Consider the following 22,090-nt stretch of genomic DNA (forward strand, 5'->3'; position numbering starts at 1 on the left):
GAGGGTTTTTCTGTTTAAGCGAGTAATTCTGATGCAGTGCTCTGAAGGACTACTTCATATTGGTCAAGTAAGCCAAGAAAGATCTCATCCCAGCTTTGTGTTTTAGCATAAGACGAAGCCGCTATGCCCATTTGCATAAGTTGCGTTTCGTTTTGCAATAAAGAATAAATAGATGATAGAAATGCGTCCTCATTTTTGGGCGGACAAAGAACTCCCGTTTTTCCATCTGTAATAATATTTTTAACTCCACCACTATTTGCACCAATGACAGGTGTACCGCATGCAAGTGATTCGAGTACGACATTTCCGAACGTTTCAGTAGCGGATGGAAATACCATGATGTTAGAACAAGCATATGCTTCAGCTAAATCCTTACCTTGTAAATATCCAGTAAAAGTGACATTTGTTTTCGGAACAGCTTCACGCAAATTTGATGCTAGAGGACCGTCTCCTGCGATGAGCCAATGAATGTCGTTTCGAGTATGCGCTGTTTGTAGGATAAGGTGTTGCAACGTATCAATATCTTTTTCAGGGGCAATCCGTCCAATATAGGAAAGGACATACTTTGCTGTAATATTATATTTTTTTCGGAATAGGTCTGTATTGTAAGATGGATGAAAGAGCGTGCAATCTACACCCCGTCCCCATATGGAGAGGGCCTGAAAGCCTTTATTTTTTAGTTGGTGTAACGTTTCAAATGAAGGAACGAAATTTTTTTGCATATGACTATGAAACCATTTTAAATAGTTCCAAAGCATATTAGAGAGAAATTCAATTTTGTAATAGCGTAAATAAGCATCGAAATCAGTATGATAAGAACCGACAACTGGGATGTTTAACTTTTTTGCATAATATAATCCACAAAGTCCCATGTTGAAAGGTGTGGCAATGTGAATAATGTCAGGTTTAAAGGAAAGAAGTTCTCGTTTAATGCGCGGAGTAGGAAAAGAAAAGCGGCATTCTGGATATAATATTGTTAACGGGATACTTCTCATCTTGTTCACATTAGCTACGAAATTATCTTCAGCTGTATGCTGCGGGGCAAAAACAGAATAGGCGATCTTTTCTTTCTGAAAGTAACGTGTTAATCGTTCTAGTGTTTTCGCAACCCCGTTGACTTGTGGCGTAAAAGTATCGGTAAAAATGGCGACTCTCATCATATCACTCCTTTATGTGAAAAGTGGGATGAATTGATAAAAAGAGATGATGCCAGAGCAAGTGCCGAGGCACATACCGACGAATACATCAGATGGATAGTGAAGCCCTAAATAAATACGAGAAATACCAACGCATAATGCTAACGGTAATAGAAAAGCAAATAAGCTTGGATTATAGCAAATAAATGGAATAAGGACAGAGAAAACGGCTGTTGTATGACCAGACGGGAAAGAGTGGTCTTTTAATGGATGGACTGGATATTTTGCATCCTGAATTGTTAAATAAGGACGTTTTCGCGGATACCATCTTTTTAATATTTGCACAGGAATATGGCTAATTGCTAAAGAAATAGCAGTTGCGATTGCAGCTTGATGCAAAGTCCCTTTTGCAAAAATTAAAAAGAAAAGTGTGAGTGCGATTGAGAAAGTAGCACCACCTATATGAGTAATATTGCTGAAAAAGATATTTAATGTTTTTTGATCAAAGTATCGGTTAATTCCTTTGAAAATGTAACATTCTATTTTATACAGTCCACTGACCTTCATGAAAATTCTCCTCCCTCGTTTACATATATATGGAGATATTAGCTTTTATTTTAATAAGATTTTATTGAGGGAGTAATAATGTTTTGTAAAGAAAAAGTTAGTTTTCATCAAAAAAGCTGCCAATCTTATGGCAGCGGAAATTTACCCCGCTATTCACCGGGCAGTAAGACCCCACCTCAAAATTCTGCGAAAGCAAAGAAGTTAGGTGGGGGGCGGGCTACCCGTAAAAGCCAGATTGGTGAGGGCTGATTAAAGTTTCACTTTATTTCTGTAATGATTTATAGTATTGACCTTTTTCAACATATTGCGTGCGAATTCGCTCCATGTCTTTACGGTCTTCCTCTGTTAACTCACGAACGACTTTCGCTGGGCGACCGAACGCTAACGTGTTTGGCGGAATTTTCTTTCCTTGTGAAACGAGGCTTCCCGCACCGATAAAGGCTCCTTCACCAATTTCAGCACCATCTAATATAATAGATCCCATTCCAATTAAAGCATCTTTTTTAATATGACAGCTATGTAAAATAACTTGATGCCCAACTGTTACGTCGTTTTCTAAAATAAGAGGGTACTGTGGGCTTTGGTGGAGTGTACATTGGTCTTGTACATTTACTCGGTCTCCAATGATTGTTGGTGACACATCGCCGCGTATGACTGTATTAAACCAAATACTTGATTCTTCGCCAACGGAAACATCGCCTGTAATCGTAACGTAGTCAGCGATAAAAGCACTACTCGCAATTTTCGGATTTTTTTCTTTGTAAGGATATATCATGTAAAGCCTTCCTTTCCTAGAGAATAGTTTAAGTGTATCAAATTATGAAAAAGAGTGAAATGGAGGAGGTCTGTATGTGGAATTATGAAGCGGAGGAAGCAAAGGCTGTAATCGTTATTGTGCACGGCGCGATGGAATATCACGGACGTTACGAGGCTGTTGCAGAAATGTGGAATCATATCGGCTACCACGTTGTGATGGGAGACCTTCCGTCACATGGAACGACTTCAAGAAATAGAGGACATATTGATTCATTTGATGAATACATAGAGGAAGTTAAATTGTGGGTGAAAGAGGCAAGAAAGTATAGGTTACCTATTTTTATATTTGGTCATAGTATGGGTGGTCTTATCGTCATTCGTATGATGCAAGAAACGAAGAGAGAAGATGTAGACGGCATTATTTTAAGTTCGCCATGTTTAGGCGTAGTAGCTGGACCTTCTGCACCGCTTCAAGTTGCTTCAAAAATATTAAATATTATCGCTCCAAAATTGCAATTTGCAACGAATCTTACAGTGGAAATGTCCACTCGTAATCATGAAGTGAGAGATGCGATGGAGAATGATTCATTGTTCTTGCGCAAAGTATCAGTACGTTGGTATAGTGAATTGATTAAGTCTATCGAAATTGCTCATAAAAAAATAGATGATTTTCCAGATGTTCCGCTCTTGCTAATGCAAGCGTGTGAGGATAAACTTGTAGATAAAACACGTGTCCGCATGTGGTTTGATAATGTTAAAATGAGTGATAAGGCTTTTAAAGAATGGCCGAATTGTTATCACGAGTTATTAAATGAGTATGAGCGTGATGAAATTTTGAATTATATTCAGTCATTTACTGAAATACGCATCAATAACATAATAGAAACAAATAAGTAAATTATTTGTACATTGAATAGAGGAGATGAAGGAAGAAGTGAACGTACCGAGTAATCCCATAACGCTCATGGCGAAAGTATACCGTGATGTGTTTCCGGTAGTACACCATGAGCTAGCGGTGTGGAAAGAGCGTGCCTACCATATTCCGAATGATGAGCTTCATAGTCAGGCAATCGCAAGTATTGAGAATAAAACGTTTCATTGCGAAGGCGGTGGTATTTTAGCACTGCTAGCAAATGAGCACCGAGAGGAATGCATTCGTTTTATCGTAGCGTATCAAACAATCAGCGATTATTTAGATAATTTATGTGACCGCAGTACATCACTTGACCCAAATGATTTTGCCGCACTGCATGAATCTATGTTAATGGCATTATCACCTGAAGTAGAAGGTGGCGGTAATTATTATCGCTATCGTGATGATCAAGACGATGGTGGTTATTTAGATGAACTTGTTGAAACATGCCAAGATGTTTTAAAGAAAACGAAGCACTATGACAAAATTGCTCCTGTTCTTCATGAACTTGCTTGTTATTATTGTGATTTGCAAATTCATAAACACGTGAAGTTAGAAGAAAGAGAACCACGCTTAAAAACATGGTTTGAAGCACATAAAGAAAACTTACCAGAGATGAGTTGGTTTGAATTTTCAGCATGTGCCGGTTCTACACTTGGAATCTTCTGTCTTGTAGCATATGCATTTCATGATGAATTACATGATGAAGATATTGCGAAAATTAGACAAGGATACTTCCCTTACGTACAAGGACTTCACATTTTACTTGATTATTTCATCGATCAAGAAGAAGACCGTATAGGCGGGGATTTGAATTTCTGTAGTTATTATGAAAACGAGCAAGCGATATTAGATCGTATGAAACATTTTGTAGAAGAAGCAGAGAAGAGCATTGGTGATTTACCTCATGCAAAGTTTCATCGTCTCATAAGCCGAGGGTTACTTGGTATTTATTTATCAGATCAAAAAGTATCAGCACAAAAGAATATGTACAAAATGGCACGGCGCATTGTAAAATACGGAGGGCTTACTTCACGATTCTTCTATTGGAACGGGAAGATGTACCGAAAGAAAATGGCGCAGTGATGAAGAAAACCACTCTTGTAGAGTGGTTTTTTTACTATGATCGTATTTTTGAAAATACATATATGAGAAGTTCAATTGCGAAAATAACTAAAACGGATAGTCCGAATAAAGGCATGACAGCGCCTAGTATAACCATCATGATAAAGAAAACGATTATGCTTTTTTTATCTCTTTGTTTTGGCGGTGCGGCTAATTTTCCTTTCGGCTTTCTTGCTAACCACATTTTTATTCCGTAATAAATAAGAAGTAATAAAGATAACGTCGTTAGTAAGCATAATATTTTATTTGGCCATCCGAATAAATGTCCTTCGTGAAGCGGGATACCGTAAGTAAACCATTGTGCAAATAATCCATAATCACGATAGTCCGTTTTGGAAATAAGTTCTCCGCTATATTGATCAAAATAAGCTGTTATTTCTTCATTTGGTGCGACATGCATACCCGTAATACCGGAACCGCTTGATTTCGAAACGGTGAATACACCTTTCGGATCAGCTGGTAGTGAGATAACATATGGCTTCTTTATTTCAATTCCTTTTTGTAATTCATCGACAGAAATTGCTTTTGGCTCATTTAAATTCGATTCAGGAGGAGCTTCTTTTCTTGTTGCCCACGGCAATTCTTTTACCTTTGATTCAGGCGGTGCCATATACAACTTTGGATATCCAATCGATTCATTCGACGATGCGATTTTATAAATTTGGTTACCCATAAATCCTGACCAAGGCAATCCAGATGCGACTAGCAGAACGAGTGGAATTGTAAATATAATACCGATAATAGAATGACGTCGTTTTGCTTTTTCTCGCTTATTGGATGCTGGTGTGTTTTTGAACTGGCGTATACTCATGTACAACCCAGTCACAATTAAGAAGATTGTCCAACACGCCGCAAGTTCTATAATGTAATTGACGACAGTGCCACCAACTAAAAGAGAACTATGTAATTCCCTCATTATATTCGCAAACGTTTCACTTGCGTTTTGATCTCCAACAATTTGATTATTGCTATCTAAATACACATATTTTTGTTGCCCAGTATATTCATTTGCAATAGTAAGCCTCGTATTATAATCCCCGTTAAACTCACTAATTTTCGCCACACTATAATGTGGATATTTTTTCTCTGTTAATAAAAGCGAATCAGCCATCGAAATAGACTCTGTTTGGGCGCTCTTCCCAAAATACAAATCTTTATAGATGAAATCTTCAATCTCTTCTCGAAATAAATACCCAATTCCGCTCAGTGACAAAGTAATAAGAAGCGGCGTAATAAAAAGCCCAGCATAAAAATGCCAACGCCAAAAAATGTAATGAAGCGAACGATTTACTTTCATACTTTCAGTTCCCCTAACCTTCCATATATGAATAACTACTTATTTAATATAGCGAGATTAAGTGTGATTACTTTGAAAGAATTGTGAAGAAAGTTAAAAGTTTTTAGGATTTTCATTGGTGAGACATACAATACGTAATGAAAAGCTTAGTTGAGTGAATTAGCTCTTCATTTCCTTTTTGTAGCCTGATTTGAAGTGCCTTTTGAAAATAAGATAAGGCGGTATGGAAGTCACCTTCATCTAATTTCCTTTTTCCGTAATGTTGGTAGAAGAAGTCTTCATAGGTGGGTAAGTCTGGTAGTGTTTGCAGCAGAAAATTTTCTTTCCCAATGATATGTATGTGCAAGAAGAAGTTTGTTAATAAAAAGCCTTTGGATGTTTTCCGTTTGTATGTAATATTCAATTGCCTCCTGTAAGTAATAGTTACTTTCAGAAAGGTTGCCAGCGATTCGTTTATAAACGCCAATTAATCCGCAGCTCTTTCCATATAACGAATCTTCATGTAAATGCTCTTTCAAAAATGTAATCCCTTGCTTCATTTCAGCAAGGGATATAGGTTTTTCTCTAAGGTTTTCATCAAATGTGTATCCCATTTCAAAAGGTATGTTCATTGTTACCTCCGTATAGTTTCTGCATACATCTTCACAACCGCCTCAGCAAGACATTGAGCGGAATCAACAAAATCTTCACTCGCCACCACATTCAAATCAGTACATGCGATAATTGCGGTATCTACTTTATCTTTTAACTGTATAACGAGCGTGCTCCATAATTCTTTAGCTGCTTCAATTTCTCCGCTTTTAATACAAGTAATAATTTGATTAATCATTGTCTGCCATTTTTCATGATGAATGTACTCTATATTACGTTTTGCAATCCCATCTTGGTAAATTCCAGCTTGAACAGTTGCTTCTGTTGCGAGAAGAGCGACTCTTTTTGCATTTTCAGGAATTGCTTTTAACGTCTCATCGACTATATTCAAAATCGGAATAGAGAGAGAACGCTGTAATTCTTCAAAATAAAGATGCGCCGTATTGCACGGCATAGCGATAAATTCTACGCCAGTACTTTCAAGTTTTTGTGCCCCTTCAATAATCGCTTTTTTCATTGCTTCGTGATTAATAGGGCGATCCATGTAAAACGGTGTTGGGCAAGAATAAATCATCATATGAGGAAAGTCCATATCATGCTTTGCTCCGTATATTGTTTGACACTTTGCTACAACTGTATCGACAAATGGCCCAGTCGATTTTGGTCCCATTCCTGCTAGTATTCCGATCATTGTTTTGTCTCCTTTAATATGTAATTAAAAACGTTTTTTGCGAACGATAAAAAGAAATAAAGTAAGTAATAAAAATGAATATACGATAGCCCAAGCTGTGAGCCATAGTGTGTGAGTAAGTATATTAAATTTGTATTGTCCAAGCATTAGAAAGCTTTCGACAGGTGGTAAAAACCATAGTAACTCTTTTTTAAACCGGATGGAGGCGATCGTTATAAGTAATATAAATGTCAGGCTAAGCCAAGCAGTGCCTGCTTTTTGAATTATATTTCTAGTAAATAAAGTTGCAATTGAAATTCCTAGTATAGAGAAAGATATGTGAGAGAGAAATCCGACTAGAAATAAAGAAACTGTCATTTTTTCATTAAACATTTGCAAAATAATGGGATAGATTACGGATATAAAAGATAACACAGTACAAATGAGAAGAGCTGTAATATATTTACCAACATATAGTGCGGAAATATTATTTGTGTGTGAAATAGTAATTTGTTCTTGGACAGGGTCTTCTGTATGAAAAATTGTGACTGTAATCCATGCTGATAATAAATAAAGTGCGAGTGCTGTTTCTAAATATGTCGGTACAATAGGAGTCGGTTTATATGTATATACAAAAAGCAAACTCATAAAGTACATCGCAATAGGAGGGATGTACTTATACGATTTTGTATAGTCGAGAAAATGGTAACGAATAAGCGCAAACATAATAAACCTTCTTTCGATTTAAAAGTTAGGTTGTAGCAGTGTGATAGATGCTTTTTTACGTAATAAAAACTGAAGCATTTCGTTTGTATATTCTTTTTCAATTTGTAATTGAATAAGGTTTTGATTTGAATTGTGTACAACGTGTATAAATCCTAATTGTTTCTGTAGTTCTATCGCTGAAAATGTTTCATGAACGATTGCTTCAATATAGACTTGTTCTGCTCCTTTTTGCACAGCGGTATCTTCTGCGATTGTATGATTTGCTAACGTCACAATTCTATCGGCGAAGTTTTCTAGTAGTTGCTTTTCGTGACATGTGAAGAGTATAGATATGCATTGTTGTTTTAATGAGAGTAAAATATGTTCTAATTCTTGCTGAGAGTTAGGGTCGAGCCCAGAAAGCGGTTCGTCTAAAATTAATAAATGGACGTCTGTAAGTAATGCTTGCATAATACCAGTTTTTTGTTTCATACCTTTTGAAAAGTTTCGTACAACAGAATGCCTTACATGAAGTAAATGAAAAGATTCAAGAAGCATCGGAATTTTATCTTTTAAATATTTTGTTGATAAGCCGTGAATGCGGCCGAGATGATATAAATAATCCTCTAATGTAAAACGAATCCCTTCAGGAAAATGTTCTGGTACATAGCCGATTTGTATATGTTCTTTTCTTTGAAGTGTACCTGCCGTAGGTGAAATAAAACCTGCAATTATTTTGAGTAGAGTACTTTTTCCAGTCCCATTCCCGCCGATAATAGCGAGTGCTTCTCCTTCTGGAATGGATAAATCAATGTTGTCTAGTATAAGTGATTTGCCATACTTCTTTTGAATTCCCCTTAGTTCTACTAGCAAAGTTCTATCCTTCTTTCTTCAAATATTGTATATATCCATTATATAGGAGAATAACAAAAAGACGTGCAGTGAGTGCACGTCTTTTTTTGTTATCTTTTGTCGATAAGTCGATATGTTGTGTCGAATCGTCGATATTTTATCGTTTCTCAATCGCTACAATAAATGGCGGGTTGTTTTGCTGGTTAATGAAGCCGTATCGTAGTACGTGAGCTTGTTTTTGGTCGAGTTCTTCTGCAAATTTGAGAACAGCGTCGCGTTCTACTTGTCCTTCTGGGTGTCCGTGGTAAATGACAAGGACGATGATTCCTTCATGTGCCATTACTTCTAGTAATTGTTCAATTGCCGAGAGTGTTGAGTTCGGTTTTGTAACGATATGCTTGTCACCACCAGGAAGGTAACCTAAGTTGAAGATAGCGCCTGTTACTTTTCCTTTTGCATCTTCTGGTAGTACGGATAGAAGCGTATCGTGACTATCGTGAACTAAAACAGTACGTTCAAAAAGCTCTTTTTCTTTTAGACGGATAGTAGAGCTTTCAATTGCTTCTTTTTGAATATCAAATCCAAATACTTTTCCGTTATCTCCAACGATTTCAGCTAGGAAGCATGTGTCATGTCCATTGCCGAGCGTTGCATCTACAGCGTAATCGCCTTCTTTTACTGCCGTTTGCAAGAGTGCGCGCGCAAACGGTAATACACGTTCTAATTTCATTTTTGTTTCTCCTCACTTGCATATTTTCCTTGCCAGCTTCCGCGGCGTACAAATTCTGCATCGATGGAATTTAATACTTCCCATTTATTTAAGCTCCACATTGGGCCAATCATTAAATCAGGTGGACCGTCACCTGTGATGCGGTGCACAATTACGTCTTCTGGAATCATTTCAAGTTGGTCAACAACGAGACTTACGTAATCTTCAAGAGAAAGGAATTCTAATTGTCCTTTTTCATATTGCTTCACCATTGGCGTTCCTTTTAATAAATGAAGTAAATGAATTTTAATTCCTTGTACATCAAGCTTTGCTACTTCACGAGCTGTTTCCATCATCATGTCATAATCTTCAAGGGGAAGACCGTTAATAATATGAGAGCAAACTCTAATGCCATGCTTACGTAATTTATTTACACCTTCCACGTAAGACGGATAATCGTGAGCGCGATTAATAAGATTTGCAGTTCGTTCATGAACAGTTTGTAGTCCGAGTTCAACCCAAAGGTATGTGCGTTTATTTAAGTCCGCTAAATATTCAACGACATCGTCTGGTAAGCAATCTGGACGAGTGGCGATAGAAAGACCGACAACGTCTTTTTCTGCTAGAAGCGGTTCGAATTTTTCTTTTAACACTTCAAGTGGTGCATGTGTATTTGTGTACGCCTGGAAATAAGCGATACATTTTCCGTCTTTCCACTTTGAGCGCATTTTTTCTTTCATTTCATGATATTGCGTGATAACATCATCGCGGCGATCGCCAGCGAAGTCACCAGATCCAGCAGCACTGCAAAATGTACAACCACCATAAGCAACTGTACCGTCACGGTTCGGGCAATCGAATCCAGCATCTAATGAAACTTTAAAGATTTTTTCTCCAAATTCATTTCGTAAATGGTAATTCCATGTATGATAACGTTTATTGTCGTTCGTATATGGAAAAGGGTTTTGAACCTTCATTACTTTCCCTCCTAAGCCGAGTCAAAATGAAACAAAATCCATTATAACATACTCATAAGGTTCATATGGAAGGGACACACTAAAGGGGAATTGAAGCAAGGAGGGACAATTATGGCAGAGCGTCAATCACTTGAATCGTATATTACACAAGCGGAACAAGCGGTGGAATATGCGAAAGAACAATTAGACCAAGGCATGAGACAAGAGCATTACAATACAATGGAGTATTCGGATGCGCAGTTACAATTAGAACAAGCATATAACGATTTACAAACGATGCAACAACATGCAAATGATGAGCAACGTGAGCAGTTAAATAGAGCACGTATGGCAATTCGCCAATTGCAACATCAAATGATTATTACACCACACTAATAAGGAGTGAATGTAATGGCGAAACGTTCAGATCAAAATAACCCAGAGCAAAAAACGCAAAATGGACATAACGCTGAGTTTTCAAATGAGCTTGATCCGATTGTTCAAGTAAAACAGCGTAATAGTAAAAAAGGACAACCTCAAAAATCGAAGCAATCAGAGTAAGCCAGGTCGAAATACGACCTGGTTTTATTTTGCATCGCAAACGGATGAGTGGTGCAGGATGGGCAAAAACTAAAGCTTTATTTTGCTATATAACAATAATGTAAGATTTCTGTAAGGTTTGCCGATAGTTGTAAGCTTACTTTTTCAGTAGAGTAAGGGAGGATTAAATTTTGGACAAGGAGTTGCTTTATGGGGAACAACATTACAAACAAACGAATTGATGAGTTAGATTACATTCGTGGATTCGCACTACTGGGGATTATTTTAGTAAATATTCTTGCACTACTTAATATTAAAATTCCAGATCCTAATACAGTAGATGCTAGCTATCAAAGGTTTCTATACTTATTTGTAGAAGGTCGTTTTTTCTCGATTTTCTCATTCTTATTTGGAGTAGGATTCTATATCTTCATTACGAGAGCGATTGCGAAAGGGAAAAATGGATATGTTCTATTTTTACGCCGCGTAGTTGCATTATTTATTTTTGGTTTGATTCATTACATGTTTCAGCCTGGAGAAGCGTTAACGTTATATGCAATTTGCGGGCTAATCGTTTTACCGTTTTATAAGGCGAAGAAACAAGTGAACTTAGTTATTGGTCTTATTTTAACAATTTTCTTTAGTGTAATGGGAGTTAAAGAACTATTACCACTTGGCTTAATTTTATTAGGTCTTGCTGCAGGACAATATCGTGTATTTGAAAATCTCGCGCAAAACATAAAGAAAGTCGCTATTTTTACAGGCATTATGTTTGTTTTAAGTGTTGTAGCTGTATGGTATCAATATGGGCACGTTCCTGCTCAACCGTTCGTAAATATGATAATTATGAATGAAGATGGAACAATGGACGTTGCAGGTCAATTCTTAAAAATTGGTGTTACAGTTGGACCAATTATTTCAGCTTTCTATGTAGGAGCATTAATTTTATTACTTCAGTTAAAACCAGTTCAAACATTGTTAGCACCAATCAAATACTACGGTCGTATGGCTTTAACGAATTATATCGGACAAACTGCAATGATTTTAATTGCTGGTAGTGTATTTAACTTTGCAGAAAACTTAACGTATATTCAGACGTTATATGTGTGTATCGCAATTTATGCAATTCAAATTGTATTTAGTGTAATTTGGATGAAAATCTTTAAAATGGGTCCACTAGAATGGATTTGGCGTGTTATTACGTATTGGACGGTAACACCTTTAAAGAAATAAAGAGAGAAGTGGGCTGTTCCTTTTGTGGAACAGTCTATTTTTATTGTCATCTTTTTTCGATAAGTCGATATTCCTTTGAGAATCGCTGATAAAAGTGGAAGAATCGCCGATAAAATTTCATTTATCAATGAGATTGATCCAAAAGAAAACGAACCTTACACGCACGCCTTTTTTATATTACAAAAGTGTAAGGTAAATGTAATGTTAACAAATAGCAGTTCACCTCCAAAAGGCGCAAAATAGGTAATGGAAAAACAAGCGTAGGAGGATATATATGACAAAACCAGTTGTAGACGTGAAAAACGTTCAAAAAGTGTACGGTAAAAAAGGTGAGAACCAATCACACGCGTTAAAAGGTGTTTCATTCTCAATTCAAGAGGGTGAGTTTGTTGGAATTATGGGACCATCTGGTTCTGGTAAAACGACATTATTAAATGTAATTTCAACGCTTGATAAAGCAACGGGCGGCGTTGTTGAAATTGCGGGTACGGATATTACGAAAATGAAGCAAGGTGAGCTTTCAGATTTCCGTTCACAAAAATTAGGATTCATTTTCCAAGACTTTAACTTATTAGAGAACTTGTCTATTTATGAAAACATCGCACTTCCATTATCTCTTCAAGGTGTCGCGTCACGTAATATTGGACCGAAAGTAGAAAAAGTAGCGGATATGTTAGGGATTACAGAAATTCTTCAAAAGTATCCATCTGAAGTATCTGGTGGACAGAAACAACGTTCAGCAGCAGCACGTGCGTTAGTGCATGAACCTGCAATTATTTTAGGGGACGAGCCAACAGGAGCACTTGATTCTAAAAATGCGACGAGTTTACTTGATGCGATGACAAACTTAAATAAAGATCAAGGTGTATCGATTATGATGGTTACACATGATCCGTATAGTGCAAGTTACTGTCAGCGTATTTTATTCATTCAAGATGGTGAGCTATATAAAGAAATTCATCGTGGTGGTACGCGTGAAGAGTTCTACAAAGAAATTTTAGATGTACTTGCAGATTTAGGTACACAAAAAGCGTAAGAAAGGAGGTTCCAATATGTTATTTAAACTTTCCATGTCGGGGCTGAAGAGTAAGTTGAAAGATTATATCGTCTTACTTGTCGGTCTTGTCATGTCTATCTCAATTTTTTATATGTTCCAAACGTTAGCGCTGAATAAAGCGTTTCTTGAATCTAATTCTGTTATTAGTTCTATTGGATTTGTATTCCAAGCAGGTTCATTTTTATTAGCAATCATAACGTTCTTCTATATTTTATATGCAAACTCTTTCTTATTATCTCTTCGTCAAAAAGAGTTTGGTATGTATATGATGTTAGGAGCAAAAAAGCATAAAGTTACATTACTTATGTTTATTGAGACAATTGTATTAGGCGCCGCGTCTCTTGTGATTGGACTTGTAGTTGGTGTAGTACTTGCAGAAGGTATCGGACAGTTATTAATGAAACAATTAGAATTTGCTGGTGAAGGCTATAAAGCATTTTACCTTCCATCTATGACTGTTACTTGCATTTTCTTCTTTGCATTATTTGTACTATCAGCAATTATGAACAGTATTAAGTTATCACGTATTTCTGTACTGCAACTTGTACATGCAGATGCACAAACAGAGCGTGTTGCAGTAAAAGGAAAAATGACAGGTTTAGTTGCATTCCTAGCGGTTATTTTATTAGGAATTGGCTATGCATCAATGATTTACATGGAAAAACTAAGAGAAATGGGAATCCTTATTGCATTAATTACAACGACAGCTGGTACTTACATGCTATTTGGATCACTTCTACCGGTTATTATTAAAAAGTTAAAAAGTAATAAAAAACGTAGTGAAAAAGGACTTAATGCTTTTACGTTTGCACAATTAAATTTCCGTATTAATAGCTTAACAAAAGTACTTGCAACGGTAGCGATGTTAGTTGCTCTTGGAGCGGGTGCAATTTCAGGTGGTATGGCGTTTAAAAATAATGTTATAAAAATGGTTGATGGTTTAGTAATATATGATTCAGTTATTCATAACCCAACCGCTGAAGAAAAGAAAATTTTAGATGGTATTACATTTAAAGAGAAAAATGAATATCGTTACAAAGTCGATGATAAATACGTTTACTATGTAAAAGAGGATTTAGAGAAAAATCGTCCTTTAGTAAAAGATATGGAAAACATGAAGTCGATGAAGGATTTAGTGAAAACGAAAAAAGTTTCAAAGGAACTACCGGTGGGTGCAGTTTCTAGAGAAATGAATGAAAAAGATGCGAACGCTAAAGAACTTCCAGAAGAATGGGTAGATGCTTTTAGCACAATTCATCCATATTATATATACGAAGATCATGCAATTAAAATTGTAGATCAAAAAATGTACGATGGGATAAATGGTAAAGAAGGTATAGCATTTATCGGAAAAGCAGATGATTTCTTAACATATACAAAAGAATGGAAAAAACTTGACGAGTTGCAGCTAGGTAAATATAAAAATGTAACAGCTGAAAGAATGAACAGTAAATATCAATCTTACGACATGCTATACGGCGTTGCGAGCGGAACAGTGTTTATGGGATTCTTCCTTGGAATTGCTTTCTTAGCAATGATGGCGAGTTGTTTAATGTTCAAAATTCTTTCTGGGGCATCAAAAGATATTACGCGTTATCAAATGCTTCGTAAAATCGGGGTGCGCCGTGAATTATTAACAAAATCTATTTATAAAGAGTTATTCTTAGTATTCCTATTCCCAGCAATAGTGGGTATTGCTCACGTATTAGTTGGTATGAATATTTTCGGGTTTATTTTAATCGATCCGTACTTCCGTATTTGGTTACCGATTGTTATCTTCGTAGTCATTTATGCGATTTATTACTTCATTACAGTTCAATTGTATAAAGGAATTGTTCTTCCAAAAGAAGATTAATAGGTAAAAAGCCGAGTGAAAGTGCTCGGCTTTTTGTATTTTCAGAAAAAACACTTTAATGTTACTGAAATATATAATATAATGTAAATAAGTAACATAATATGAAAGTATCAGCAACCGAAAAATGAAAGGAGGAATCCGATCTGTAGAAAGAAGCTGAACTTGTATCCCCTATTTTTCTACCCACACCGTATTTGTACAATCATAAATTTCCAAATGAAAAATTGTCAGACCTAAGTCGTATATTGTGAAAATAATGGATAATACATGGAAATCTCATAGCATGATAAGGTAAAATGGACAGGATAATGAGAAAATTACCGTTCATAAGATGAGGAGATACATGTATGGAAGTTGTAGAGGCATTAAAAGATATAAGCCAAATTGAGGCTATGAAAAAGTATTTAAAAGAGCACTCGCAGCGAGATTATCTTTTATTTGTTATTGGAATTAACACTGGATTAAAGATTACTGAGCTACTTAGTATGAAATTTGAAGAGGTATTAAATGAAGATGGAACTGTTAAAGAGTTTTATTCTCTTCCTGTAAAAGATGAAAAATTCAAACAAGATATTTATTTAAATACAAAAGTAAAAGAAGCGCTTTTAGAGTACGTACAATCTATTGATGCTCAAAGAGAAAACTACGTATTTCAATCTAATAAAACGACAAATTCAATCTCGCGCCAACAAGCATATCGTGTTATCCATAGCGCAGCTGAAGCGGTTGGGATTGTTGGAAAGATTGGAACGAATTCAATGCGAAAAACATTTGGATTTCATGCGTACAAAAGAGGAATAGCGATTGCGCTATTGCAAAAGCATTTCCATCACGCAACTCCATCAGAGACGCTCAAGTATTTAGGAATCTCAAAAGATGAGAAGTTTAAAACAGAGATTGATGTAGATTTGTAAAAGCCGTAACTAAAAACTTTAGGAGGCGGAAAATATGAATATTAGAGAGAGTGAACTACCGGGCATTGGTTGTAAGTTTGAAGTAATCACAAAAGGTAATGAAAAAATGGTTATCGTTATTCATGATGATGGCCGAAGAGAAATGTATCATTTTGATGCGGATCACGATGAGAGTATTTCAAGCATTTCTCTTCGTGATTCTGAAGCGAGACAAATTGCGGCTATATTAGGCGGAATGGTATATAGGCCGCAAGCGCTAGACACAATTGAGATGGCTTTTGAAGGATTATCAATTGAATGGTTTAAGGTGGAGAATCATGCACCAGTAGTACAGCAAACAATTGGTAGCTTACATGTCAGAAAAACATATAACGTAACGATTATTGCTATTTTGAAAAAGAATATGAAGAAATTCTTTAATCCAGGTCCAGACTCTATTATTGAAGCTGGCGATATGCTCGTATTATCAGGTGAAAGACATGAAGTGAAAAGAATTATTAATGAATTGCTTTCAGCAGGAGGTGATTCCTAATCGATGGATACTTTAATCTTTGAAGTTGGAACTGCGTTAGTATTAGTAGCTTTTGCAGCTATCCTCGCTGCGAAGTTAAAGTTCTCGATTATTCCGTTTCTCATTATACTCGGTATGTTAGTGGGGCCTCATGCCCCAGATTTAGGACTTATCGATTTAAGGTTTATTGAAAGCGGAGAAGTTATTTCCTTCCTCGGCCGTGTTGGCGTCATATTCCTCTTATTCTACTTAGGTTTAGAATTCTCAATAAAAAAATTAATAAAATCAGGAAAGTCGATTGCTTTTGGGGGTAGTGTTCATATATCGCTTAATTTCATATTAGGTTTACTTTATGGATATGTTATGGGTTTCCCCTTATTAGAAACATTAATTATTGCTGGAATCATTACAATCTCATCGAGTGCAATTGTTGCAAAAGTAATTGTTGATTTAAGAAGATCTGGTAATAAAGAGACTGAATTAATATTAGGAATCATTATGTTTGATGATATCTTTTTAGCTGTATATTTATCAGTCGTTTCAGGGTTAGTACTCGGTGGTGCAACATCATTTGTAGGTGCTCTTACATCGGTGCTAATCGCGGTAGGGTATATGCTACTATTCTTTGTAATCGCTAGAAAAGCTACGCCGTTTCTAAATAAAGTATTAGATATTTCGTCAAACGAAATTTTTATTATCGTAATATTCGCTATTTTATTCTTTGTAGCAGGATTTTCAGAAACGATTCATGTTGCTGAGGCAATTGGAGCATTATTGTTAGGACTCGTCTTTTCTGAAACAGAGCATAGTGATCGGATTGAGCATCTCGTCGTTCCGTTTCGTGACTTCTTTGGAGCCATATTCTTTTTCAGTTTCGGTTTAAGTATAGATCCGTTTTCACTTGGAGGAGCAGTGTGGTTGGCATTAGGAGCAGTTTTCATTACGCTCATCGGTAATTTTACAGCTGGAATGATGGCGGGACGTAAAGCTGGGTTATCGCATAAGGCTTCTACGAATATCGGTTTAACCCTTGTATCACGCGGAGAGTTCTCCATTATTGTAGCCAATATCGGCATTGCGGGTGGTTTAATGGCAACGATTAAACCATTCTCTGCACTGTATGTTTTAATATTAGCATCGTTAGGACCGTTATTAACGAAGGAGTCTGGGAGAATATACTCTCTACTAGATAAAATATTTAAATGGAGTGCGAAAGAACGTGCGAAGCGAGAAAAAGAAGTTGGATAGTATAAAAAAAGGGAGACTGCATGAATTTTATGCAGTTTCCCTTTTTTTATATATTGTTGTTGATGTTGTTTTTTGTCGGTAAGTCGATATATTTTTAAGTGACAATTCATATCATTTCATTTACCGAAAAACCATTATCTGAATTTCATCAACTATTAATCAGTTGCCTTCCTATTTAAAAACGACTACAATTTTACTGTTATATATATGAACGAAAAAAATAGAATAGGAGGGGAGACTATGCCAAGGAAAGTATGGCTATTAGTAGCTGGGATGATTATTAATGTCACGGGTGCTTCTTTTTTATGGCCTTTTAATACAATTTATTTGCATGATCACCTAGGAAAATCTTTATCTGTGGCCGGAATGGTATTAATGATCAACTCGCTTACTGGTGTAATCGGAAACTTGCTCGGCGGTGTTTTGTTTGATAAATGGGGCGGTTATAAATCAACTTTAGTAGGGATTGTCATTACACTTGTATCGATTTTAGGTCTTGTGTTCTTCCACGGTTGGCCGTTATATGTTGTGTGGCTAGCATTAATCGGCTTTGGTTCTGGAATGGTCTTCCCATCGATGTATGCGATGGTCGGTACGGTTTGGCCAGAGGGTGGAAGACGAGCATTTAATGCGATGTATGTTGGGCAAAACGTTGGTATTGCGATCGGAACAGCGTGCGGTGGTCTAGTTGCATCTTACCGTTTTGATTATATTTTCTTAGCAAACTTTATTTTATACTTTGTTTTCTTCTTAATTGCTTTTATTGGATTCCGTGGTATGGAAGACAAGAAAGAGCCAGGAGTGCAAAAAGAAGTCGAAACGAAAAAAGGCTGGACACTTACACCTGGATTCAAAGCACTTCTTATCGTATGTGTAGCATATGCTTTATGCTGGGTTACATATGTACAGTGGCAAGGGGCGATTGCGACTCATATGCGGGAATTAGATATTAGCCTCCGCCATTATAGTTTATTATGGACGATAAACGGAGCGATGATTGTTTGTGCGCAGCCACTAGTTAGTATGCTAATTCGCTGGATGAGGCGTTCTTTAAAACAACAAATTATGATTGGAATCGTCATTTTTGCGGCGTCATTCATTGTATTAAGTCAAGCGCAGCAATTTACGATGTTCCTCGTTGCGATGGTAACATTAACAATTGGTGAGTTATTCGTATGGCCAGCAGTTCCAACCATTGCAAATATACTTGCGCCAAAAGATAAGTTAGGGTTTTATCAAGGCGTTGTAAATAGCGCAGCGACTGTAGGGAAAATGTTCGGACCGGTCGTTGGCGGAGCAATTGTTGATTTATACAATATGGAAGTATTGTTTATAGCAATCATGGTAATGCTTGTAGTAGCGATTATTGCAACGAGCATGTATGATAAACGAGTAAAAGTAGAAGAAACAGTAGAAGAAAAAATTGCAGTTTAGTTTGACGGAACATGTAACATGTTTTAGAATATATTTAAATAAAACAACCTTTTGAACAAGGGAGATAGCTCGGCTGTCCTAAGACGAATTCGTTAGTTAGTAAGAGTAACGATTAACCGAGAAGCCTTAGCTTTAAGTAAGCTCTTTAGAGATACGAAGTGGTGGGTAGTTCACATTAACTTATATTTGTAATAACAGTGAGAAGGAGTAGTAGTAATAGAAGCTGGTTTAGAGAGTTGACGGTCGGTGCAAGTCAATCCACGTTTCGTTATGAACTCGCCTTTGAGTTGCAGTTGTGAAACTAATAGTAGCAATTGCCGTTAATCCACGTTACGGATCTAAGCGAATGTATATTTGTACATTAATTTAGGGTGGTACCGCGGGAATCTATAACCTCTCGTCCCTTTCTAGGGATGAGAGGTTTTTTGTATTTTGGGCGGTGAAAATAAATAGAATTTCAAGGAGGGTATCTCATGAGCTTTAATCATCAAAATATTGAGAAGAAGTGGCAAGGGTACTGGGAAGAGAATAAAACATTCCGTACGCCAGATGAGACAGAAAAACCAAAATTTTATGCACTAGATATGTTCCCATATCCATCAGGTGCAGGTCTACACGTAGGACATCCAGAAGGTTATACAGCGACAGATATTTTATCTCGTATGAAGCGTATGCAAGGATATAACGTTCTTCATCCAATGGGATGGGATGCATTTGGTCTTCCAGCAGAGCAATATGCACTTGATACTGGAAACAGCCCGGCAGAATTTACAGAGCTTAATATTAATACGTTCCGTAATCAAATTAAAGCATTAGGCTTCTCTTACGATTGGGATCGTGAAGTAAATACAACAGATCCAAACTACTACAAGTGGACACAATGGATCTTCCTAAAACTATTTGAAAAAGGCTTAGCTTACGTTGATGAAGTACCTGTAAACTGGTGCCCAGCACTTGGTACAGTACTTGCAAATGAAGAAATCATTGACGGTAAGAGTGAGCGCGGTGGACATCCAGTTGAGCGTCGTCCGATGAGACAGTGGATGTTAAAAATTACAGCTTACGGAGATCGTCTATTAGAGGATCTAGATGAGCTTGATTGGCCAGAAAGCTTAAAAGATATGCAACGTAACTGGATTGGTCGTTCTGAAGGTGCAGAAGTACACTTCAACATCGATGGTACAGACGAGAAATTCACAGTTTTCACAACGCGTCCTGATACACTATTTGGTGCGAGCTACTGTGTACTTGCTCCAGAGCATGCGCTTGTTGCTGACATTACAACAGCAGAGCAAAAAGAAGCTGTAGAAGCTTACATTAACTCTGTTAAAATGAAGAGTGACCTAGAGCGTACAGAACTTGCGAAAGAGAAAACTGGTGTATTCACTGGTGCTTACGCAGTTAACCCAGTAAATGGCGAGAAATTACCAATCTGGATCGCTGACTATGTTCTTGCAACTTACGGAACAGGTGCTGTAATGGCAGTTCCTGCTCATGATGAGCGTGACTATGAATTCGCATCAACGTTCAATCTTCCAATGAAGGAAGTTGTAAAAGGCGGAGACATTACGAAAGAAGCATACACAGGTGATGGTGCGCACGTAAACTCAGCATTCCTTGATGGTTTAAATAAAGAAGAAGCAATCGTAAAAATGATTGAATGGCTTGAAGTAACGAGCGCAGGAAATCAAAAAGTAACGTACCGTCTACGTGACTGGTTATTCAGCCGTCAACGTTACTGGGGTGAGCCAATTCCAGTAATCCATTGGGAAGATGGCACAATGACAGCTGTGAAAGAAGAAGAATTACCATTAGTTCTTCCTAAAACAGAAAACATCCGTCCTTCAGGTACAGGTGAATCACCACTTGCTAACATTGACGAGTGGGTAAACGTTGTTGATCCTGAAACTGGTAAAAAAGGTCGTCGTGAAACGAACACAATGCCACAATGGGCTGGTAGCTGCTGGTATTACCTACGTTACATCGATCCAAACAATAGCGAAGCACTTGTAGATCCTGAAAAAGTAAAACAATGGCTTCCAGTTGATATTTATATTGGCGGAGCAGAGCACGCTGTACTTCACTTACTATATGCTCGTTTCTGGCATAAAGTATTATATGATATCGGTGTAGTTCCAACGAAAGAACCGTTCCAACAATTATTCAACCAAGGTATGATTCTAGGTGAAAACAACGAGAAAATGAGTAAATCAAAAGGTAACGTTGTAAACCCTGATGATATCGTAGCAAGCCATGGTGCAGATACACTTCGTCTATACGAAATGTTCATGGGACCATTAGATGCTTCGATTGCTTGGTCTGAAAATGGTCTTGACGGAGCTCGTCGTTTCCTAGACCGCGTATGGCGTCTATTCATTCAAGATAATGGTGAATTAAGTGAGAAAATTACTGATACACCAAATAAAGAGCTTGAAAAAGCTTACCACCAAACAGTGAAGAAAGTAACAGAAGACTATGCAGAGCTTCGCTTCAACACAGCGATTTCTCAAATGATGGTATTCATCAACGATGCATATAAAGCTGAAACACTTCCAAAAGAATATGTAGAAGGTTTCGTAAAAATGATTGCACCAGTTGCACCTCATATCGGGGAAGAACTATGGAGCAAACTTGGATACAATGAAACAATCACATATGCAAGCTGGCCAACATTTGATGAGTCTAAACTTGTAGAAGATGAAGTTGAAATCGTTGTTCAAATTATGGGCAAAGTTCGCGCGAAACTAACAATGAGTAAAGATGCATCAAAAGAAGAAATGGAACAACTTGCACTTGAAGCAATTCAAGACCAAATTGAAGGGAAAACAGTTCGTAAAGTAATTGTTGTTCCTGGAAAACTTGTTAACGTTGTTGCAAACTAATGAATGAAAGAAAAGCTCAGAGCATTTATGCTCTGAGCTTTTTGGTGTAGAAAATAATTTCAGGATCACCTTAGTCTAAGTTTTCAATTATTCCAATACGTACAAATAAAAGAGCGGAATTCCCATACAGACAAACACC

21 protein-coding genes, 1 pseudogene and 1 other annotated feature are annotated in these 22,090 nt (G+C 37.0%); of the genes and pseudogenes, 12 read left to right on the forward strand and 10 right to left on the reverse strand.

The features are described 5' to 3' along the window. Positions 1–14: 14 nt before the first annotated feature. The 3 genes from MKO96_RS25550 to MKO96_RS25560 all read right to left on the reverse strand — a co-directional run bounded on the left by MKO96_RS25550 (position 15) and on the right by MKO96_RS25560 (position 2,478). Positions 15–1,157, reverse strand: coding sequence for a glycosyltransferase family 4 protein (locus tag MKO96_RS25550; RefSeq protein ID WP_240589075.1), 1,143 nt, complete (start codon positions 1,155–1,157; stop codon positions 15–17). A gap of 12 nt (positions 1,158–1,169) precedes the next feature. After that, a complete protein-coding gene (locus MKO96_RS25555; RefSeq protein ID WP_098110781.1) occupies positions 1,170–1,703 on the reverse strand; it encodes a phosphatase PAP2 family protein in 534 nt (177 codons plus the stop codon). A 262-nt stretch (positions 1,704–1,965) separates the two neighbouring features. Further along, the gene (locus MKO96_RS25560; RefSeq protein ID WP_240589076.1) at positions 1,966–2,478 is read right to left on the reverse strand and encodes a gamma carbonic anhydrase; all 513 of its coding nucleotides are present in this window, start codon (positions 2,476–2,478) and stop codon (positions 1,966–1,968) included. A gap of 74 nt (positions 2,479–2,552) precedes the next feature. Here MKO96_RS25560 and MKO96_RS25565 point away from each other — a divergent pair, with 74 nt between their 5' ends. Together MKO96_RS25565 and MKO96_RS25570 are read left to right on the forward strand one after the other, a co-directional pair. Continuing rightward, a complete protein-coding gene (locus MKO96_RS25565) occupies positions 2,553–3,356 on the forward strand; it encodes an alpha/beta hydrolase (protein ID WP_240589077.1) in 804 nt (267 codons plus the stop codon). A 37-nt stretch (positions 3,357–3,393) separates the two neighbouring features. Beyond that, complete coding sequence (locus tag MKO96_RS25570) at positions 3,394–4,458, forward strand: tetraprenyl-beta-curcumene synthase family protein (protein ID WP_240589078.1); 1,065 nt, start codon at positions 3,394–3,396, stop codon at positions 4,456–4,458. A 34-nt stretch (positions 4,459–4,492) separates the two neighbouring features. Here the strand turns inward: MKO96_RS25570 and MKO96_RS25575 are convergent, their stop codons facing one another. The 7 genes and pseudogenes from MKO96_RS25575 to mnmL all read right to left on the reverse strand — a co-directional run bounded on the left by MKO96_RS25575 (position 4,493) and on the right by mnmL (position 10,298). Continuing rightward, positions 4,493–5,794: a PepSY-associated TM helix domain-containing protein gene (locus MKO96_RS25575; RefSeq protein WP_087982544.1), complete on the reverse strand. Its 1,302-nt coding sequence runs from the start codon at positions 5,792–5,794 to the stop codon at positions 4,493–4,495. 112 nt (positions 5,795–5,906) lie between these two features. Next, a pseudogene (locus tag MKO96_RS25580) lies at positions 5,907–6,405 on the reverse strand (hypothetical protein). A 2-nt stretch (positions 6,406–6,407) separates the two neighbouring features. Continuing rightward, positions 6,408–7,076 carry an aspartate/glutamate racemase family protein gene (locus MKO96_RS25585; RefSeq protein ID WP_240589079.1) on the reverse strand — a complete coding sequence of 223 codons (669 nt, stop codon included), beginning with the start codon at positions 7,074–7,076 and terminating at the stop codon, positions 6,408–6,410. Positions 7,077–7,100: 24 nt separating this feature from the next. After that, on the reverse strand, positions 7,101–7,781 hold the full coding sequence (locus MKO96_RS25590) for an ABC transporter permease (RefSeq protein ID WP_240589080.1): 681 nt from the start codon (positions 7,779–7,781) through the stop codon (positions 7,101–7,103). A gap of 18 nt (positions 7,782–7,799) precedes the next feature. Next, complete coding sequence (locus MKO96_RS25595; protein ID WP_240589081.1) at positions 7,800–8,633, reverse strand: ABC transporter ATP-binding protein; 834 nt, start codon at positions 8,631–8,633, stop codon at positions 7,800–7,802. A 136-nt stretch (positions 8,634–8,769) separates the two neighbouring features. Then, a complete protein-coding gene (gene mnmM, locus MKO96_RS25600; RefSeq protein ID WP_240589082.1) occupies positions 8,770–9,342 on the reverse strand; it encodes a tRNA 5-(aminomethyl)-2-thiouridylate-methyltransferase MnmM in 573 nt (190 codons plus the stop codon). Next, positions 9,339–10,298 (reverse strand): tRNA modification radical SAM protein MnmL/YtqA, encoded by a 960-nt coding sequence (mnmL, locus tag MKO96_RS25605; RefSeq protein WP_240589083.1) that lies wholly within the window; start codon positions 10,296–10,298, stop codon positions 9,339–9,341. Before mnmL ends, mnmM begins: the two co-directional genes overlap by 4 nt. Before the next feature lie 111 nt (positions 10,299–10,409). On the opposite strand from mnmL, the gene MKO96_RS25610 reads away from it, so the two are divergent. The 10 genes from MKO96_RS25610 to leuS all read left to right on the forward strand — a co-directional run bounded on the left by MKO96_RS25610 (position 10,410) and on the right by leuS (position 21,951). Beyond that, positions 10,410–10,673, forward strand: coding sequence for a YtzC family protein (locus MKO96_RS25610; RefSeq protein ID WP_000840869.1), 264 nt, complete (start codon positions 10,410–10,412; stop codon positions 10,671–10,673). Positions 10,674–10,688: 15 nt separating this feature from the next. Continuing rightward, positions 10,689–10,838, forward strand: coding sequence for a hypothetical protein (locus MKO96_RS25615; protein ID WP_001129340.1), 150 nt, complete (start codon positions 10,689–10,691; stop codon positions 10,836–10,838). A gap of 189 nt (positions 10,839–11,027) precedes the next feature. Further along, a complete protein-coding gene (locus MKO96_RS25620; protein ID WP_240589084.1) occupies positions 11,028–12,050 on the forward strand; it encodes a DUF418 domain-containing protein in 1,023 nt (340 codons plus the stop codon). A 274-nt stretch (positions 12,051–12,324) separates the two neighbouring features. After that, positions 12,325–13,086 carry an ABC transporter ATP-binding protein gene (locus MKO96_RS25625; RefSeq protein ID WP_000165837.1) on the forward strand — a complete coding sequence of 254 codons (762 nt, stop codon included), beginning with the start codon at positions 12,325–12,327 and terminating at the stop codon, positions 13,084–13,086. Between the two features lie 16 nt (positions 13,087–13,102). Continuing rightward, positions 13,103–14,962 (forward strand): FtsX-like permease family protein, encoded by a 1,860-nt coding sequence (locus tag MKO96_RS25630; protein WP_240589085.1) that lies wholly within the window; start codon positions 13,103–13,105, stop codon positions 14,960–14,962. 347 nt (positions 14,963–15,309) lie between these two features. Beyond that, complete coding sequence (locus MKO96_RS25635) at positions 15,310–15,876, forward strand: tyrosine-type recombinase/integrase (protein WP_088098074.1); 567 nt, start codon at positions 15,310–15,312, stop codon at positions 15,874–15,876. A gap of 34 nt (positions 15,877–15,910) precedes the next feature. After that, a complete protein-coding gene (locus MKO96_RS25640; protein WP_048540799.1) occupies positions 15,911–16,408 on the forward strand; it encodes a cation:proton antiporter regulatory subunit in 498 nt (165 codons plus the stop codon). Between the two features lie 3 nt (positions 16,409–16,411). Next, the gene (locus MKO96_RS25645; RefSeq protein WP_000380164.1) at positions 16,412–17,635 is read left to right on the forward strand and encodes a cation:proton antiporter; all 1,224 of its coding nucleotides are present in this window, start codon (positions 16,412–16,414) and stop codon (positions 17,633–17,635) included. 240 nt (positions 17,636–17,875) lie between these two features. Further along, positions 17,876–19,069 carry an MDR family MFS transporter gene (locus tag MKO96_RS25650; RefSeq protein WP_240589086.1) on the forward strand — a complete coding sequence of 398 codons (1,194 nt, stop codon included), beginning with the start codon at positions 17,876–17,878 and terminating at the stop codon, positions 19,067–19,069. A gap of 188 nt (positions 19,070–19,257) precedes the next feature. After that, positions 19,258–19,477 (forward strand) — a binding site (T-box leader). A gap of 65 nt (positions 19,478–19,542) precedes the next feature. Further along, positions 19,543–21,951, forward strand: a complete 2,409-nt coding sequence (gene leuS, locus MKO96_RS25655) for a leucine--tRNA ligase (RefSeq protein WP_240589087.1) — start codon at positions 19,543–19,545, stop codon at positions 21,949–21,951. Positions 21,952–22,090: the final 139 nt, after the last annotated feature.

Source organism: Bacillus sp. ES1-5 (genome assembly GCF_022487605.1).
GTDB lineage: Bacteria > Bacillota > Bacilli > Bacillales > Bacillaceae_G > Bacillus_A > Bacillus_A wiedmannii.

What these genes read in the sequence shown, in the direction of transcription:
- MKO96_RS25550 (WP_240589075.1), bottom strand. Translation starts at nt 1,157, where the DNA reads ATGAGAGTCGCCATTTTTACCGATACTTTTACGCCACAAGTCAACGGG.
- MKO96_RS25555 (WP_098110781.1), bottom strand. Translation starts at nt 1,703, where the DNA reads ATGAAGGTCAGTGGACTGTATAAAATAGAATGTTACATTTTCAAAGGA.
- MKO96_RS25560 (WP_240589076.1), bottom strand. Translation starts at nt 2,478, where the DNA reads ATGATATATCCTTACAAAGAAAAAAATCCGAAAATTGCGAGTAGTGCT.
- MKO96_RS25565 (WP_240589077.1), top strand. Translation starts at nt 2,553, where the DNA reads ATGTGGAATTATGAAGCGGAGGAAGCAAAGGCTGTAATCGTTATTGTG.
- MKO96_RS25575 (WP_087982544.1), bottom strand. Translation starts at nt 5,794, where the DNA reads ATGAAAGTAAATCGTTCGCTTCATTACATTTTTTGGCGTTGGCATTTT.
- MKO96_RS25585 (WP_240589079.1), bottom strand. Translation starts at nt 7,076, where the DNA reads ATGATCGGAATACTAGCAGGAATGGGACCAAAATCGACTGGGCCATTT.
- MKO96_RS25590 (WP_240589080.1), bottom strand. Translation starts at nt 7,781, where the DNA reads ATGTTTGCGCTTATTCGTTACCATTTTCTCGACTATACAAAATCGTAT.
- mnmM (WP_240589082.1), bottom strand. Translation starts at nt 9,342, where the DNA reads ATGAAATTAGAACGTGTATTACCGTTTGCGCGCGCACTCTTGCAAACG.
- mnmL (WP_240589083.1), bottom strand. Translation starts at nt 10,298, where the DNA reads ATGAAGGTTCAAAACCCTTTTCCATATACGAACGACAATAAACGTTAT.
- MKO96_RS25610 (WP_000840869.1), top strand. Translation starts at nt 10,410, where the DNA reads ATGGCAGAGCGTCAATCACTTGAATCGTATATTACACAAGCGGAACAA.
- MKO96_RS25615 (WP_001129340.1), top strand. Translation starts at nt 10,689, where the DNA reads ATGGCGAAACGTTCAGATCAAAATAACCCAGAGCAAAAAACGCAAAAT.
- MKO96_RS25620 (WP_240589084.1), top strand. Translation starts at nt 11,028, where the DNA reads ATGGGGAACAACATTACAAACAAACGAATTGATGAGTTAGATTACATT.
- MKO96_RS25625 (WP_000165837.1), top strand. Translation starts at nt 12,325, where the DNA reads ATGACAAAACCAGTTGTAGACGTGAAAAACGTTCAAAAAGTGTACGGT.
- MKO96_RS25630 (WP_240589085.1), top strand. Translation starts at nt 13,103, where the DNA reads ATGTTATTTAAACTTTCCATGTCGGGGCTGAAGAGTAAGTTGAAAGAT.
- MKO96_RS25635 (WP_088098074.1), top strand. Translation starts at nt 15,310, where the DNA reads ATGGAAGTTGTAGAGGCATTAAAAGATATAAGCCAAATTGAGGCTATG.
- MKO96_RS25640 (WP_048540799.1), top strand. Translation starts at nt 15,911, where the DNA reads ATGAATATTAGAGAGAGTGAACTACCGGGCATTGGTTGTAAGTTTGAA.
- MKO96_RS25645 (WP_000380164.1), top strand. Translation starts at nt 16,412, where the DNA reads ATGGATACTTTAATCTTTGAAGTTGGAACTGCGTTAGTATTAGTAGCT.
- MKO96_RS25650 (WP_240589086.1), top strand. Translation starts at nt 17,876, where the DNA reads ATGCCAAGGAAAGTATGGCTATTAGTAGCTGGGATGATTATTAATGTC.
- leuS (WP_240589087.1), top strand. Translation starts at nt 19,543, where the DNA reads ATGAGCTTTAATCATCAAAATATTGAGAAGAAGTGGCAAGGGTACTGG.